Raw genomic sequence first — 15,733 nt, 5'->3', positions numbered from 1 at the left:
GCAACCACCCCCTCACCCCCGCGGCAGGCGCTCGACGTCCCGGCGGTAGAGCGCGGCGTGCTCCCGCAGGTCGTCGCGGCCCGTCGTCCGGGCACGCTCCTCGGTCCAGTCCGCGAGGTCGAGCAGGCGCTCGCGCATCGTGCGGAGCACGTCGGCAGCCCCCGGCGCCGCGTCCGGCCCGTAGGCCTCCAGCAGGTGCGCTAGCCGTTCTTCGGGCCGGGCGTCCGCGGGAGCGGGCATGTCCTCGCACCACCCGCACATCCGGTAGGCCAGGTAGGCGAGGTCCCACGCGCGCGGCCCAGGTGCCGCCATGTCGACGTCGATGAACCCGACGACCCGTTCGCCGTCGTGCACCATGTTGTACGGCGCGACGTCGTTGAGGCACACGACCTCCGCGGGCTCGCGCTCCGGCGAGCGCCACACGGCTCCCGGGGGAGCGAAGCCGACCGAGGCGTCGTGCACCGCGCGCAGCATCCGGGCGGCCTGCTCGCGCGCCGCGGCTGTCCACACCCAGTCCGGGACGGGCCAGCCGCCCGTCTCGCCGGGGATCCAGCCGAGCACCTCGCGGCCCTGCTCGTCGAGCCCGAGCGGGGCGGGCACGAACGAGACGCCCTGCGCACGCACCCACGCCAGCAGCGCCTGGACCGTCGGGGTCCACGGACCCGCCGAGCGCCGCACCGTGTCCCCGCGCCGCACGACGTCGTTCACGTTGCCGCCGGTGAGCTCCTGCTCCGTCATGTCGTCCACGGCCCCGATCCTGCGCGGTGCGCGGAGCGTGGAACAGCGATTTACGGCCCGTCTCAGCACGCCCCAGGTGCGGTCCCGAGGCCCCGGCGCCCACTACGATGCGGAGGTGAACGCGGACGCGAGCTGGTTTGACGAGGCGACGTCGGGCAGCGACGTCGGTCGCCTCGCTCGCGAGGTCGCGTGGGCGGACACCCCGCTGGGGGAGCCCGCGACCTGGCCGGTCGCCCTCCGCCACGCGGTGCGGCTGTGCTTCTCCACCCGGTTCCCCGCGATGATCGTGTGGGGCCCGGAGCTGACGCTCCTCTACAACGACGGGTACCGGGACCTCCTCGGCACCGACAAGCACCCGAGCGCGCTCGGCGCGCCGGTCCGTGCGGTGTGGCCGGAGATCTGGGACGACATCGAGCCGCTGTTCGACGTGGTGCTCACCGAGGGCCGGTCCACCTGGAGCGAGGACATGCCCCTCGTCATGAACCGCTCCGGCTTCGACGAGGAGACCTACTTCACCTTCTCCTACAGCCCCCTCGTCGACGACGACGGACGGATCGCCGGCGTCCTCGACATCGTGACGGAGACGACGCGCGAGGTCGTGAACCAGCGCCGTCTGCTCACGCTCGGGGAGCTGCACGCCGTCCTGCCGACGACGGCCGGCAGCCTGGCCGCGTTCGCCCGCCCGGTCGTCGAGGTGCTCGCCCGCAGCGCCGACGTCGCGCGCGTCGCGTTCTACGCCATCGACGGCCCGCGCCCGCGCGTGCTCCTCGAGGCGGGCGCCGCGGCCGACGGTACGGAGGCCGAGGCCGTCGGGCGCACGCTCACCACCGGGCAGCGCGAGGTCGCGGCGGGCCGCGTCGTGAAGCCCCTGCGGGACGCGAGCCCGCGGGGCGCCGCGGGCGTGCTGGTCCTCCAGGCTGCGCCCGGGCGTCCGTGGGACGACGACTACGCGCGCTACCTGACGGGTCTCGCCACGACCATCGGTGCGGCGCTGCGCGACGCCGCGCGGATGCGGACGACCCTGGACGAGCTGCGCCGTCGGGCCGAGCGGTCGGAGGAGGAGACGGCGCGCGCACGCGAGCTCGCGCTCGTGCTCCAGCAGGCCGTGCTCACCGAGCCGCCGCAGCCCGAGGACCTCGAGGTCGCGGTGCACTACCAGCCCGCGACCCACGACCGCGACATCGGCGGTGACTGGTACGACGCGTTCGTGGCGTCCGACGGCGTGACGACCCTCGTCATCGGGGACGTCGTCGGGCACGACCTCGGCGCCGCCGCGACGATGGGCCAGCTCCGCGGCCTGGTGCGCGCCATCGGCTGCGACAGCGGTGCGACCCCGGCCCGCCTGCTCGAGCGCGTGGACGCCGCGATCGACGGCCTCGCCCTGGGGATCAACGCCGTGGCGACCGCGGTCGTCGCCCGCATCGAGCAGAGCGACGACGAGCGCTCCCGCGGCGTGCGCACCGTCCGCTGGTCCAGCGCGGGCCACCTGCCCCCGGTCGTCGTCCGCGCGGACGGCGCGGTGGAGGTGCTCACCGTGCGCAACGACCTCCCGCTCGGGCTGCGCCCCGGTGCGGGCCGGCACGACCACACGGTCGAGCTCGGCACCGACGACACCCTCGTCCTGTACACGGACGGCCTCGTGGAGCGCCGCGGGCACAGCATCCGCGACGACGTCGCCGCGCTCGCCGACGCGCTGCGGGGCCTGGCGGGCGCGAGCCTGGACGACGTGGTGCGGACGGCGCTCTCCCAGGTCCTCCCCGGCGACGGGGAGGACGACGTCGCGCTCGTCGCGCTCCGCACCGGACCGCAGGCAGCGGTCGTGCGGCGCGAGGTGCCCGGCGCCCCGGTGACCGTCTCGGTCTGAGCCACACCCTGCCGCCGGGCCCTCCTGGCCGGGGCGCCCGGGCCGACGCGTGCGGTCAGGGGCGCACGATCTCGAACCAGAGCGGGAAGACGTCGAACAGTGCGAAGAGCTTGGCGAGCGGAGCGACGTCGCCCGTGACGGCGAGATCGCCCGCGGCGACGAGCTCGTCGACGGACCTGTCGCCGAACAGCGCCTGGGCGAGCACGACCTTCGTGGACCGGACAGCGACGTCCGGCGAGTCGTGGTGCGCACCGGCGGTGTAGACGAGCACCCCGTTGCGCACCTCGACGACGTAGTCGGTCGATCCGCCGTCGGCCTCCTCGACCGTCCACGTCACGGTGAGCGAGAGGTCCTCGGCGCGCGTCGCGTCGAGCCGGATGCCCGCGTAGTCGAGCAGCATGTCGGGCGTCATCGCGGCGAACACGTCAGGGGTGGCGAGCTGGATGCTGCCCAGGTCGCGCACTCCCTGGCGCAGCTCGAGCGCCGCCATGAGGTACTCGTTGCGCCAGGTGGCGTTCTCGGCCTGGTAGCCGAGCTGTTCGAGCGCGTCCGCCTGGAGCTCCGCGGCGGCACTGTTCCCCGCGTCGGCGAAGACGACGTGGGTCAGCACCTCGGCGACCCAGCGGTAGTCCCCGTCGTCGTACGACGCGCGCGCCTTCTCCAGCACCGCGTCGGCTCCGCCCATGTACTCGACGTAGCGCGGTCCGACCTGCGTGGGTGGGAGGGTGTGCAGGTGGGCGGGGTGCGAGTCGTACCAGCCGAGGTAGCGCTGGTACACGGCCTTGGCGTTGTGGTTGAGCGACCCGTAGTAGCCGTGGCTGTACCACTGCCGGTCGAGCGACGCCGGGAGCCGGAGCTCCTCGGCGATCTCCGTCATCGTCCCGCCGAGGTTCGCCCGCCGGAGCGTCTGGTCGTGGATGAACTTGTACAGGTCTCGCTGGTCGCGCAGGTACTCCCGCACGTCCTCCGCGCCCCACCGCGGCCAGCCGTGCTGCCCCACGACGACGTCCGTCGTGTCCCCGAAGAGCCGGACCGTCTCGTTGAGCGTCTTCCACCAGGTCGCGGCGTCGCGCACCTGCGCGCCGCGCAGCGTGTACAGGTTGTGCATGAGGTGGTTGACGTCCTCGGCCGCGCAGAGCACGCGCCGCGCGGGCAGGTGGACCAGGAACTCGGCCGGTGCCTCCGTGCCCGGAGCCATCTGGAAGACCATCTCGACGCCGTCGACCGTGCGCGTCTCGCCGGTGCGCGTGACGAGGTCCGTGGGCGGGACGAGCGTGCTGCTCCCGCCGCTCGCCAGGGCGTTCGCGAGGCCGGCGTCGACCTGCCCCTGCGGGCCGACCGGGAGCATGGGTCCGTACATGTAGATGCCGCGCCGGGTCATCGCGGTACCGGCGAAGACGTTCTCCGCGACGGCCTCGTACACCATGCCCTCGGGTGCGATGACCGGGATGTCGCCGGCGCCCTCGACCACGGCGCGCGACCCGCCGTAGTGGTCGCCGTGGCTGTGGGTGTAGACGACGCCGACGACAGGGCGGTCGCCACGGTGCGCGCGGTAGAGGCGGAGCGCGGCAGCCGCCGTCTCAGTGAACGACAGCGGGTCGACGACGACGACGCCGGTGTCACCCTCGATCAGCGTCATGTTCGCGAGGTCGAGGCCGCGTACCTGGTAGACGCCGTCCACCACCTCGAAGAGGCCGTGGTGCGCGTTGACGCGCGCATGCCGCCACAAGCTCGGGTGGACCGTGTCGGGTGCGTCCTCCGACACCCCGAGGAACGCGTGCGAGGACACGTCGATCACCGGCTGCCCGTCCGCGCGGCGGATCACCGGGTCGTCGATCGTTCCCACGAGACCGCGGGCCGCGTCCTCGACGTCCCGTCGGTCCGCGAGGGGGAGGGTGTCGCGCGCTGCGCGGTTGGCCGCCCGCGTGTGCTCCGTGGCCGGCTTCGAAGCCGGACCTGCCGTACCCGCCATCGTGGTCTCCCGTCCGGCGCGCGCAGGGGGCACGCCCTCAACGGCAACGTAGTGAGAAGACCCTCGGAGCGCACGACGACGGACGCGCGCCGGCACGGAGGCCACCCTCCGACGGTGGTCCGGCCCGGGAGGCCGGTCGCGGCAGGCGCCGTGACGACCACCGGGAGCTCGCCCTCACGGCCGCGGGTCGACCCGGCGCCACGGCTTCTCGTCGCGCCGGGCGCCGGTCCCGGCGGCGCAGCGGCGGCAGACGGACGTGACGGCGTCGGCGTCCCGCCCGGTCGCGGGCTGGACGTCGGCCCACGTCACGTGGGGGAACCGCACGAGACCCTGGCGGCTGAGCTGCAGGCGGCACACCGTCGCGTTGGTGCCGCGCTCCCACGCGTGGACCTCGCCTGCGGGCATGCGGACGCCGTCCGGGTCGACCCACGTCCCCGTCGCAGCCACCGCGGCCCCTGAGACACGTCTCGGCATCGTCGTCACCTCCGGCTCCCATCCTCGGCCGGGCCGCGCGCGGTCGCAGCCCTGGCCGGCGGTGCGGTCAGGTGAGGTGGTCGAAGTCGCCGCGGACCCAGGCGGCGTGCCGCTGCGCGGAGCGGAGCACGACCGCCCGGGCGTCGGCGGGGATCACGCCCTCGAAGTTGTTGTAGAGCCGCTCGAACGGGCGCCGCGCCACACGCTCGGCGACGCGCAGCACGACGGCCGCCGAGAGCGGGATGCGGTTCGGGTAGGACCGCATGAAGCTCACGGACGTGCGGTCGGGGTTGGCGAAGATCGTGTCGCCCGAGAGCAGCACGCCCCGCCCGTCGGCGCCTGCGGCCCAGTGCACGACGGCGCTCCCGGGGAAGTGGCCGCCCGGCTGCGAGAGCACGACGCCGGGCAGCACCTCGCGCTCGCCGGTCCAGGTCTCGATGACCGGGTCCGGTCGCGCGACCCAGTGCGCGTCCGCCTCGGCGACGAGCACGGGGACGTCGCCGAGCGCACGGCTCCACTCGACCTGGACGCCGAACATGTGGGGGTGGCTCGCGGCGACCGCGACGACCGGGCCGAGCGCGCGCACCTGCTCGACGGCGGCGTCGTCCACGTAGCCCGGCGGGTCCCACAGCAGGGTGCCTGCCGGGGTGCGCACGATCTTGGCCTGCTGCCCGATGCCGACGGTCGGCTCGCTCGTCAGGCCGAACAGGTCGGGCTCGAGCTCCTCCAGCACGAGGCGCTCGCCCGCCGCGGCGAGCTCGGCGAGCGTGGTCCACGCCTGGCCCGTCGCGGGCACCCACTGGCGCTCGTCGGCGCAGATCGCGCACACCGCGGGGCGCTCGGCGTGCTCGACGGCGCACGTGCGGCAGATCCACCAGCCCGCGTCCGGGGTCGGGACGGGGGAGGGCGCGGGCGTCGTCGTCATGGCACAGGTCTACCGTGCCCCGCCGACACGCGTCTCCTGAGAGACTGTCGCCCCCATGATCTCCACGCTCCTCGTCGCGCACCCCTGGATGTCGCCGCTCGCGCTCGCGGCCCTCGTCGTCGTCGGCCCGCTCGCGGGCGCGTGGCTCGTCGGGCGCCGTCGGCTCACCGGCGCGCTGCTCGCCCTGTCCCTCGTGCCGCTGCTCCTGCTGACGCTCGTGCCGGTCGACCGCGAGCTGTACGCCGTCTGCACGGTGGGGTGGGCCGTGCCGACGCCGGCCCGGGTCGAGCTGTTCGCGAACGTCGTGCTGTTCGTGCCGCCGGTCCTCCTCGCGGCACTGCTGCTCCGCCGCCCGCTCGTCGCGCTGCTGGGCGGGGTCGTCGCGTCGGCGCTCGTCGAGGCGTTCCAGGCGCTCGTCCCGGCGCTGGGACGGTCGTGCGACACGAACGACTGGCTGTCCAACTCGATCGGCGCGCTCGTCGGCGCGGGGATCGCCGTCGTCGCGCTGCGCCTCGCCGCCCGGCGGGTACGCACGACGGACGGCGACCGCGTGGCCGCGAGCCGCGCCTCCTGACGACGCGGTCGCGCGCCCGACCGCGGCCGGGGAACTCCAGCGCGGACACGGTGTGGGAACGCTTCCACGGAGCGCGGTCCCCGGGTTAGCGTGGTGCTCCGGGCGCGTCGCCCGTCACCGCCGACACGACCCCGCCCAGGAGAACGCCATGCCGACCACCACGCTCGACGACGTCGCGGCCGCCGCGCGCGTGTCGCGGTCGACGGCGTCGCGCGTCGTGCGCGGGGCGGGCCGCGTGTCGGACGAGGCGCGCCGCGCCGTCCTTGCCGCGGTCGACGAGCTGGGCTACGTGCCGCACCCGGGCGCGCGGGCGCTCGCGAGCGGGCGGGGCGAGCGCGTCGTGGTCGCGGTCGGGTCGCCGTCGGCGGACCTGCTCGCCGATCCCTACGTCGCGCGCGTCGTCGCGGCGGCGAGCCGCACCGCGGACACCCAGGGCGTCGGGGTGGCGCTGCGCTGGCTCGGCCGCGATCCCGGCGAGGAGCTGCGACGCCTCGCGCGCGACCCCGGCGTGGGCGGCGTGCTGCTCGTCGACTACACGGCCGACGTGCTCGCGAGCGTGCCGCGCGAGCTCGTCGCGCGCGTCGCGGCGATCGGTCCCGCGGACGGCCGCGTCCCCTCGTACGACGTCGACGCTGCCGCCGGGATCGCCGCGCTCGTCGAGCACGTGCTCGCGGCCGGGCGGCGCGACGTCGTCATGCTCACCGGTCCGGGCTGGCTGCCCGGCTCGCGGCGCGCCGTCGAGGCGTACGAGGACGTGGTCCGGGAGGCGGGGGTCCCGGCGCGCGTCGTCGCGGCCGACCTGTCGTGGCTCGCGGGCGCCGAGGCCGCGCGCGAGGCGCGGCGGCGCTGGCCCGGCGTCGACGCGCTCGTCGCGATGAGCGACACCCTCGCCGTGGGCGCGATGCGCGCGCTCGCGGAGGACGGCGTCCGCGTGCCCGACGACGTCGCGGTCACCGGGTTCGACGACCAGCCGTTCGCGGAGCAGGCCGGGCCCGGCCTGACGACGGCCACGCACCCGGTGGAGCGCATCGCGGCCGCCGCGACCACGGCCCTGCTCGGGCGGCGGCACGACGACGAGCGAACGTTCCCGTCCGTCGTCGTGCGGCGCACGAGCGCCTGACCCGGCCGTCGGGACTGCGCTCGCCCGCTCGCCAGGGGGTGGCGCCTCAGGCGGGGAGGTCGTGCGCGAGCAGGTCCTCGCGCAGGTGCCGGGCGTACCCGCCGGGCGTGCGTCCGACGAGTCGCGCCGACGTCAGGACCTCCCCGGCCGCGTCGGCGACGACGCGCGCCCCCGCGGCCCGGGCGCGCTCCACGAGCCCTACGTCCTCGTGCTCCGCGACGGGCGCGAACCCGCCCGCGGCGTCGTACGCCGTGAGGCGGACGCCCAGGTTGGCGCCGTGCACGTGCCCGTTGGCCGTGCCCGGCCGGTGCGTCGCGAGCCATGCGCGCGCCCGGTCCGGCGAGAGCGCGGCCAGCTCGGGGCGGACCGTGCCGACCACGACGTCCGCGCCGGCGTCGGCCAGGTCGAGCTGACGCGTCAGCCAGTGCTCGGGCACCGCGGAGTCGGCGTCGGTGCACGCGAGCCACGTGCGCGACGCGGCGCCGTCCCGGCGCACCTGCAGGTCGGCCACGCCGGCGCGCACCCCCGCCCGACGGGCGCGCCCGACGTTGCCGTACGCGACCTCCACCACGCGCACGCCCGCGGCCCGGGCGACGCGCGCGCTCCCGTCCGTGCAGCCGTCGAGCACGACGACGACCCCGACCCGCACGTCCGGCCGGTCCCGCGCGACGACGGCCGTCGCCCGCCCGAGCGCCGCCAGGCAGCGGGGCAGCAGCTCTTCCTCGTCGCGGGCGGGGACGACCACGACGACGCGCTCGACGGCACCCGCCGACCCGCCCGGGGTGCTCACAGCAGCCCCGTCGCGTGCGCGACCGACACCGCCGGACGGCGGACGAGCACGTCGAGGACGAAGTCCTCCTCGACGTGGTGCGCGAGCCGGTCGAGCTCCGGGCGGGCGGCGAGACGCGCGTGCACCTCGTCGCCGCCCAGCGGGTACTCGACGACGTCGTGGCGCCAGTGGCACGCGACGAGCACGCCGTCGGCGGCGAGCGACGCCGTCGCCCGGTCCAGCGCACGGTCGAGGTCGTCGCGACCGTAGTAGTAGAGGACCTCCGAGAGCACGACGAGGTCGAACGTGCCGTCGGGCCACTCGTCCGGGGTGTCGAGACGCAGCAGCTCGACCTCCGGCCCGAGGCGGCGCCGCGCCTGCGCCAGCGGAGCCTCGGCGACGTCCACGCCGACCACGCGGTCGCAGCGCGCGGCGAGCTCGGCCGTGAGCACGCCCGTCGAGCACCCGAGCTCGAGCGCGGCCCGGAACCGCGGCCGCGGGAGGCTCGCGAGGAGGACGGCCCGCTTGCGCTGCTCGTACCAGCGCGTCTCGAACCCCCACGGGTCGCGCCGGCCCGCGTAGAAGCGCTCGAAGAACCCCGCGCCGAGGCTCGCGCCCGGGTCCGCGGGCTCCTTCGCGACCCGGCGGCCCGACGCGTCGACGAGCACCTCGACCCCGCGGTCCGCGTGCCGGAGCATCTCCGGGCCGAGCGTCGCCTCGTCGCCGGGCGCCGCCGACAGCGGCTCGACCTGCGTCACGTGGGCGGCGAGGGCGCGTCGCTTGGCCTCCCTGGCCTCCGCGCCCAGCGGCAGCGCGCGCAGGGTCGGCCACGGCACCGCGTCGTCGCCCGGGTCCGCCCAGTGCCACAGCCACACGGGGTACTCCAGGAGGCGCAGACCGAGGCGGTCGGCGACCTCCGCCGCCACCTCGCCCGCGATCCGGTGGTCGCGGTGCCCGTCGCCGCGCCACGGCGCGCACAGCACCACCGACGACGGCGGCACGCCCTCGCCGCGCGCCCCGGCCAGCACGTCGTCCAGCACGTCGCCGAGCACCCGGGCGAGGTCGTCGCGGTGCTCGCGCAGGCCGCCGTCGGGCAGGCCGGGCAGCACGACCCGGGCCACGGGCGCCAGGACGGCCACCGCGTCGGCCACCTCCGCGCGGCGGACGGCGCGGAGCCGCTCGGGCGAGATCGTCGCGGAGCCCGCGTGCGACGCCTCGCCGTCCGTCGCGACCACCACGGTGACCGCGGCGCCGCGAGCGGCCAGCTCGTGCACGAGTCCCGCCGCACCGAACGACTCGTCGTCGGGATGCGCGGCGAGCACCACGAGGTGCGCGACCTCGCCCACGTCGAGGCGCGGGACGTCCAGGATCCCGGCGCGCACCCAGGCGTCCTCCGACGTGCCGGGCTCGCGGTGGTCGAACGTCACCACGCCGTCGTCCCGTGCGCGAGGAGGGCGCGGCCGAGCGACGCGTCGTCGCGCTCCGCGTGGTGCTGGCGCACGTACAGGCCGAGGTCCGCGACGCGTCGCGCGAAGCGCTCGTCCGTGGTCAGCGGGCCCGGGCCGAGCGCGTGGGCGCAGCGGCGCTGCACCTCCTCGACGACCTCCGCGACGACCCCGCGCACGCGGCGCGCCAGCAGGGAGGCGTCAGAGCCCTCGACGCCCGCGTCGACGGCGCTCGCGGCCTCCGCGAGGACCGCCCGGCCGGCGGCGAGCGCGCGGTCCGTCGCGCCGAGGTGCGCGAGCGCGAGCTGGTCGGGCTCGCGCGCGGCGAGCGCGTCGCGCTGCGTCCGCGCCAGCCCGACGGCGCCGCCCCACCAGCACGCCGCGACGCCGATGCCGCCCCACGCGAACCCCGGCCGCTCCAGGTACCAGCCGGGCGCCCCGACCGGTACGGCCGGGACGTCGTCGAACCGGACCGCGGCGCTCACGACCTGGGCGAGCCCGCGCGCGACCCACGGCCCGTCGGCGGGGACGACGCCCGGCGACCGCAGCCCGACCGCGAACAGCCGCCGACCGGCGTCGGTCCACGCGGTGACGAGCGCGTGCGAGAGGTCGGCGGCGAGGGAGCACCACGGCTTCGTGCCCGACAGCACCCACGCACCGTCGTGCTCGTGCGCCTCCAGCCGGACCCCGGGACCCTCGGCCGCGTACACGCCCCACGTGCTGTCCGGACCCGCCCCCACGGCGTCGAGCGCCACGGGGACCGGGACCTGCCCGAGGATCGCGAGGGCGTCGAGGTGCGGCTCGACGACGCGCGCGGCACCCACGTCCGCCGCGGCGAGCGAGGCCAGCGCGCCCCAGAGCTCGGCCGTCCGCCCGTCGCCGGGGAACGGTGCCCGGGCGCCGATCGTCCGCGCGAGGTCGAGGAGGGCCGCGACGTCGGTCCCGGCCGCGTCGATCGCGGCGAGCTCGTCGGACCCGACGAGCGCGGGTCGGCCGGCGAGCGGGGTCGACGGCGGGCCCAGGTACAGCGGGACGAGGCCGGAGGTGGTGGGTCGAGCGAGGTCGGGCATGTCGCGGCTCCCGGGGGTGGAGGACGGGCCTCGTCTCGACCCGCCACGACCGTAACCGCGGGCGCGTCGCCGGGCGCGCCCAACCCGGGTCGGGCCGTGTGGGAAGACGAACAGGGCGCGCAGGCAGCCGGGCGGAGCGGGCGGACGACGGGCCGCCGGGCGCGGCGGCCCGTCGTCGCCGGTGAGCTCAGTCGCGGCGCGGCGTCGTGCCCGGGTCGGTGGCGTCGTCGTCGGCGCTCGTGCGCCCGGTGCCGGGAGAGTCGGTGTCGGTGTCCGTCGACCGGCCGTTCGACTCGCGGAGGGCGCGCGCCTGCTCGACGGCCTCCTCGCGCTTGGCGGCCTTCTTCTCGCTCGCGCGCGTGTCGCGCGGCGGGAGCTGGATGCGCTCCTCCGCGGGCATGCCGCTCTGCAGCTCGCGGCTGCGCTCGACCTCCGCGTCGAGCTCGGCGCCGAGCAGGAGCGCGAGGTTCGTCAGCCAGAGCCACAGGAGGAAGATGATGACGCCCGCGAGGGTGCCGTAGGTCGCGCCGTAGTTGCTCAGCCCGCTGCCGAGGTAGAGGCCGAACGCCGCCGAGGCGACGACCCAGACGAGGATCGCCAGGATCGCGCCCGGGCTGACCCAGCGGAACTTCGGCTGCTTGATGTTCGGCGTGAGGTGGTAGAGCAGCGCGACGAGGACGACGACGAGCAGGAGCGCGACCGGCCACTTCGCGACCTGCCAGACGGCGATCGCGGTGTCCCCGAGGCCGACGAGCTCGCCCACCTGGCGCGCGATCGGCCCGGACAGGACGAGGCTCCCGACGACCAGGCCCGCAAGCAGCACGGTGATGACGGTGACACCGAGCATCACGGGGCGCAGCTTCCAGATCGGGCGCCCCTCCTCGATCTCGTAGATGCGGTTCATCGACCGGGAGAACGCGCCCACGTAGCCGGACGCCGACCACAGGGCCAGCACGACACCGATGACGAGCGCGAACCCGGCCTTGTCCGTGTTGGCGGCGTTCTCGACGAGCGGCTTGATCATGTCGAGGGTGGTCTGCGGCACGACGCCCTCGACGCTCTTGAGCACCGACTCGACGGCCTTCTCGCCGTCGCCCACGAGCCCGAGGATCGACACGAGCGCCAGCAGCGCGGGCGCCGACGCCAGCACCGCGTAGTACGTCAGCGCGGCGGCCAGGTCGGTGCACTGGTCGTCCATGAACTCGCGCACCGCGCCCTTGACGGCGAAGCCCCACGACGGCTTGCGCAGGTCCGTGGGGGAGTCGGGCTTGTGGTCGGCGTCGGGGGCGGGCCGCGACTCCTCGTCCCGTGCGGTGCCGGACGCGTGGCGTCCGCTGCTGTCGGTCATGGCGGCCTCCTCGGTGGGCGTCGCCTCGGCGCACGACGCTCGCGTCGGTGGACGGCCTCACGGCGCGTCCCGGACGAGCACCACGCTCCGTGCGCCGGGCTCCACCCGCAAGCGGAGGGGCCTGGGGCCGGCGGCTACTCGAGCCCGAGGTCCTGCTGCGCGGCGTGCAGGGCGTCGGCGGACGCGCGGAGCTGGCGCTCCTCGGCCGCCGACATCGTGAGGTCGAGGACCTGCTGGACGCCGCCGGAGCTGATGACGCTCGGTACGGAGAACGCCACGTCGCCGATGCCGCGGTAGTCGTCGTGCACGGTGCCGACGGGCAGCACGGCGTGCTGGTCGCTGACGACCGCCTCGACGATCCGGGCCCCCGCGAGCCCGATCGCGTAGTTCGTCGCGCCCTTGCCCTCGATCACCCGGTACGCGGCCTGGCGCACCTGGTCGGTGATCTCGTCGAGCTCGCCGTGCGTGAAGTGGTGGCCGTCGGGGGAGACCCAGTCGAGGATCGGGACCGGCCCGATGCGCGCCTGCGACCACAGCGCGAACCCGGTGTCGCCGTGCTCGCCCACGATGTCCGCGTGCACGCTCGTCGCCGCGACCCGGGCCTTGTCGGCGATCAGGCGCCGCAGCCGGGAGGTGTCGAGCACCGTGCCGGACGAGAACACGCGCGACGTCGGCAGGCCGCTGATCTGCTGCGCGGCGACGGTCAGCACGTCGCACGGGTTGGTGACGATGCAGTAGACGGCGTCCGGCGCGTGCTCGAGGAGCTGCGGCAGCAGCGTCTCGAGGATGCGGACGTTCGTGCCCGCGAGGTCCAGGCGGCTCTGGCCCGGGTCCTGCTTCGCGCCGGCCGTGATGACGACGACGTGCGACCCCTCCGCGACTGACGGGTCCGCACCGCCGACGACCTGGCTCGCCCCCGTGAACTGCGTGCCGTGGGCGAGGTCGAGCACCTCGGCCTCGACCTTCGCGCGGTTGATGTCGTAGAGCGCCACCGTCCGTGCGGAGCCACGGATCAGCGCGGCGTACGCCAGGCTGGTCCCCACGCTCCCGGCGCCCACCACCGTGACCTTCGAGCTCTCGACGCGTGTCATGGGCACCACGCTACGCAGACGGCGCCGCCGCGGCTCGTGCGCGGCGTCCGGGGGCGGTGCCGGAGGGCCTGGGGCATCATCGGCAGTGCTCCTCGGCCCGCCCGGGGAGGCCCGACCGCCAGGCCGGGCAGGGTGCGAGGCGAGGACGGTCATGAGAGCTCTGCGGTCCCGGGTCGCGGCGGTCGCCGCGGCGGGTGTGGTGCTGGTGTCGGTCGGGGCCTGCTCGGCGGACGAGCCGAGCTTCTGCGACGCCGCCCGGTCGTACGAAGCGACCGTCAGGGCCAGCACGGAGTCGCTCACGCGCGACGAGGCCGCGGACGCGTTCGCGCAGGACGCGGAGGCGATGCGCGAGGTCACCGCGCCCGACGCCCTCAGCACGGACTGGGAGCGCGTGACGACGACGGCCTCGGACGTCGCGGAATCCCTCGCCGACGGCGGCGACGGGACCGAGCTCCTGCTCGACGACGACTACCAGGACTCGTTCAGCGTGGTCACCGAGCACGTCGAGAACAGCTGTAGCTGAGACGGCTCGCGCGCGAAGGTCGGTAAGGGTGGTCGTGGCTCTGGGCTGACGCCAACGAGTGCCGCAGAACCCGGGAGCGACGAGCCCCGACCGGCTCAGGGGGCAGCGACAGAGGCGTCGTCGTGCCGTACCCCTGCTCCTGGGGCTCGCGATCGCTCGACCGCGACAGACGCGTGCGTGGGTCGTCGCGACGGTCGGAGCGGCGCTCGCGCTCTTCGTCGTCCTGCTGGTCGTGACCTGAACCACCCCGACTCGCCGCCGGACGATGTGTCTCAACCTCTCGGCGGGCTCGTGCGTTGTCGTGGGTGGCAGGAGGGTCGATGGCGGAGGTGCGGGTGGAGCAGGGGGTCGGGTCGAGCGGCGTCGAGGTCGAGGCGTCGCTCCCGCTCGCGGTGGGCGACCGGTCGTCGTCGGTCGAGTTCGAGGCGTTCGTGCGCGACTCGGCGAGAGCGCTGGCCACGACGGCCTACCTGCTGGTCGGCGAGCGGCACCGGGCCGAGGAGCTGACGCAGCATGCGTACGAGCGCGTGTGGCGGGCGTGGCCGCGGGCACGCCAGGACCCGCTGCCGTACGCGCGACGCGTGCTGGTGAACCTCCGGGTCGACCACTGGCGCCGACGGCGGCGCGAACGGCTCGTCGACGTCGTCCCCGAGCGCGCGCACGCGGCGGGCGACGACGCGGTGGTGCTCCGTGACGAGCTCGTGCGCGCGTTGATGACCCTGCCACCACGTCAGCGCCGGGTCGTCGTGCTGCGTCACCTGCTGGACCTGTCGGTCGAGCAGGTGAGCGTCGAGCTGGGCGTCACGCCCGGCACCGTCAAGGCTTCCGCGTCGCGCGGCCTCGCCGCGTTGCGCGTCGTGCTGGGAGAGGAGCACCCGTGAACGACGACGACCTCGCCGCCGCACTGCGCGACCGGTTGCGCGCCGCGCCGTGGGACCCCGACCTCGACCCTGCTGACGTCCTGACCCGCGCGCGGCGGGCCCGCACGCGCCGTCGTCTCGGCGCCGTCGCCGGGTCCGCGGTCGCGTTGGTCGCCGTGGTGGCGTTCGCGGTCCCGGCCGCGCTCGGGACGGCGGGCACCGAGCCCAGCACCCGGCTGGACCGGCTCGTGCCGGCAGGTCCGAGCGACGCGCCGCACACCGACCCCACGACGAGCGCGCCGGAACCGTCCACGCCCGCGCGCGACACGAACGGCGTCCGGGTCTGCGCGAGCTACGTGGCGCAACCGAGCGGGAACACGGTGACCCAGTACCAGCCCGACGGCACGACGTACGAGATCGGCGGGCTCGAGGGCTGGTGGAACGCGATCCCCGCCGACCCCGACGGCGGCTACCTCCCCGTCGAGAAGTGGCCCCAGCAGGTCCTCGACCACCCCGCGACCGCCACGGTCGAGACCGTCAGCGGCACCGTCCTGGAGTCCTTCGACCGGCGCACCTGCGGTCCCGTCGAGGGCTACGTGCCCCCGCCGCCCGAGACGCTGCCCGCCGACGCGATCGTCGTCCTCGACGCCCGGACCGGTGAGGTCCTGGCCGAGCAGGTGCTCAACACCCCCACCACGCCCTAGACCGACGCCGGGGGGAAGCGGGGTCCGATCCGTGAACTCACGATGGCCCGTCACAGGCACTCGTCCTGCCTCGACCCGCCGCGAACCAGGGCGGCGACAAAGAACAACATCATTCGATTGGCCCAACCGTGAAGGGTGGGCCATTTGGAGTATCCCTCGGGGCTCAAAAAATGCACTAGGATAAGATGCCTCGGTGGCGCCAGTTTCTCTAGCCGGTCCATGTTCACATGGAGCGCGCCAAGGCAGGGGTTGCGTG

General features: G+C 75.5%; 15 protein-coding genes. 6 read left to right on the top strand and 9 right to left on the bottom strand.

Annotated elements, in window-relative coordinates:
• Positions 1 to 12 precede the first annotated feature (12 nt).
• On the bottom strand, positions 13 to 738 hold the full coding sequence (locus GWJ10_RS08355) for an aminoglycoside phosphotransferase family protein (protein WP_163186859.1): 726 nt from the start codon (positions 736 to 738) through the stop codon (positions 13 to 15).
• A 115-nt stretch (positions 739 to 853) separates the two neighbouring features.
• On the opposite strand from GWJ10_RS08355, the gene GWJ10_RS08350 reads away from it, so the two are divergent.
• Positions 854 to 2,602: a SpoIIE family protein phosphatase gene (locus tag GWJ10_RS08350; RefSeq protein ID WP_163186773.1), complete on the top strand. Its 1,749-nt coding sequence runs from the start codon at positions 854 to 856 to the stop codon at positions 2,600 to 2,602.
• 55 nt (positions 2,603 to 2,657) lie between these two features.
• Here GWJ10_RS08350 and GWJ10_RS08345 read toward each other — a convergent pair whose 3' ends face one another.
• From GWJ10_RS08345 to GWJ10_RS08335, 3 genes are all read right to left on the bottom strand, one after another.
• Positions 2,658 to 4,574, bottom strand: a complete 1,917-nt coding sequence (locus GWJ10_RS08345; RefSeq protein ID WP_163186771.1) for an alkyl sulfatase dimerization domain-containing protein — start codon at positions 4,572 to 4,574, stop codon at positions 2,658 to 2,660.
• A gap of 174 nt (positions 4,575 to 4,748) precedes the next feature.
• Positions 4,749 to 5,021, bottom strand: coding sequence for a hypothetical protein (locus GWJ10_RS08340; protein WP_144681188.1), 273 nt, complete (start codon positions 5,019 to 5,021; stop codon positions 4,749 to 4,751).
• 94 nt (positions 5,022 to 5,115) lie between these two features.
• The gene (locus GWJ10_RS08335) at positions 5,116 to 5,973 is read right to left on the bottom strand and encodes an MBL fold metallo-hydrolase (protein ID WP_163186769.1); all 858 of its coding nucleotides are present in this window, start codon (positions 5,971 to 5,973) and stop codon (positions 5,116 to 5,118) included.
• A gap of 55 nt (positions 5,974 to 6,028) precedes the next feature.
• Here GWJ10_RS08335 and GWJ10_RS08330 point away from each other — a divergent pair, with 55 nt between their 5' ends.
• A complete protein-coding gene (locus GWJ10_RS08330) occupies positions 6,029 to 6,547 on the top strand; it encodes a VanZ family protein (protein WP_163186767.1) in 519 nt (172 codons plus the stop codon).
• Positions 6,548 to 6,695: 148 nt separating this feature from the next.
• Positions 6,696 to 7,667: a LacI family DNA-binding transcriptional regulator gene (locus tag GWJ10_RS08325; protein WP_163186765.1), complete on the top strand. Its 972-nt coding sequence runs from the start codon at positions 6,696 to 6,698 to the stop codon at positions 7,665 to 7,667.
• A gap of 46 nt (positions 7,668 to 7,713) precedes the next feature.
• Here GWJ10_RS08325 and GWJ10_RS08320 read toward each other — a convergent pair whose 3' ends face one another.
• The 5 genes from GWJ10_RS08320 to GWJ10_RS08300 all read right to left on the bottom strand — a co-directional run bounded on the left by GWJ10_RS08320 (position 7,714) and on the right by GWJ10_RS08300 (position 13,390).
• On the bottom strand, positions 7,714 to 8,457 hold the full coding sequence (locus tag GWJ10_RS08320; RefSeq protein ID WP_163186763.1) for a glycosyltransferase: 744 nt from the start codon (positions 8,455 to 8,457) through the stop codon (positions 7,714 to 7,716).
• Positions 8,454 to 9,863, bottom strand: coding sequence for a PIG-L family deacetylase (locus GWJ10_RS08315; RefSeq protein ID WP_241005718.1), 1,410 nt, complete (start codon positions 9,861 to 9,863; stop codon positions 8,454 to 8,456). The genes GWJ10_RS08320 and GWJ10_RS08315 overlap by 4 nt, the downstream gene beginning before the upstream one ends.
• A complete protein-coding gene (locus GWJ10_RS08310) occupies positions 9,860 to 10,951 on the bottom strand; it encodes an acyl-CoA dehydrogenase (RefSeq protein WP_241005717.1) in 1,092 nt (363 codons plus the stop codon). Before GWJ10_RS08310 ends, GWJ10_RS08315 begins: the two co-directional genes overlap by 4 nt.
• Before the next feature lie 187 nt (positions 10,952 to 11,138).
• Positions 11,139 to 12,299 carry a YihY/virulence factor BrkB family protein gene (locus GWJ10_RS08305; RefSeq protein ID WP_163186760.1) on the bottom strand — a complete coding sequence of 387 codons (1,161 nt, stop codon included), beginning with the start codon at positions 12,297 to 12,299 and terminating at the stop codon, positions 11,139 to 11,141.
• Positions 12,300 to 12,433: 134 nt separating this feature from the next.
• Positions 12,434 to 13,390 carry an L-lactate dehydrogenase gene (locus tag GWJ10_RS08300; protein ID WP_163186758.1) on the bottom strand — a complete coding sequence of 319 codons (957 nt, stop codon included), beginning with the start codon at positions 13,388 to 13,390 and terminating at the stop codon, positions 12,434 to 12,436.
• A 151-nt stretch (positions 13,391 to 13,541) separates the two neighbouring features.
• On the opposite strand from GWJ10_RS08300, the gene GWJ10_RS08295 reads away from it, so the two are divergent.
• The 3 genes from GWJ10_RS08295 to GWJ10_RS08285 all read left to right on the top strand — a co-directional run bounded on the left by GWJ10_RS08295 (position 13,542) and on the right by GWJ10_RS08285 (position 15,477).
• A complete protein-coding gene (locus GWJ10_RS08295) occupies positions 13,542 to 13,913 on the top strand; it encodes a hypothetical protein (RefSeq protein WP_163186756.1) in 372 nt (123 codons plus the stop codon).
• Positions 13,914 to 14,233: 320 nt separating this feature from the next.
• A complete protein-coding gene (locus GWJ10_RS08290; protein WP_163186754.1) occupies positions 14,234 to 14,794 on the top strand; it encodes a SigE family RNA polymerase sigma factor in 561 nt (186 codons plus the stop codon).
• Positions 14,791 to 15,477: a hypothetical protein gene (locus GWJ10_RS08285; RefSeq protein ID WP_163186752.1), complete on the top strand. Its 687-nt coding sequence runs from the start codon at positions 14,791 to 14,793 to the stop codon at positions 15,475 to 15,477. The genes GWJ10_RS08290 and GWJ10_RS08285 overlap by 4 nt, the downstream gene beginning before the upstream one ends.
• Positions 15,478 to 15,733 lie beyond the last annotated feature (256 nt).

Source organism: Cellulosimicrobium sp. SL-1, from assembly GCF_011033075.1.
In the GTDB taxonomy this organism is placed as follows: domain Bacteria; phylum Actinomycetota; class Actinomycetes; order Actinomycetales; family Cellulomonadaceae; genus Cellulosimicrobium; species Cellulosimicrobium funkei.
The sequence above is the reverse complement of the archived record's forward strand: the minus strand, read 5'-3'. Positions and strand labels throughout refer to the sequence as shown.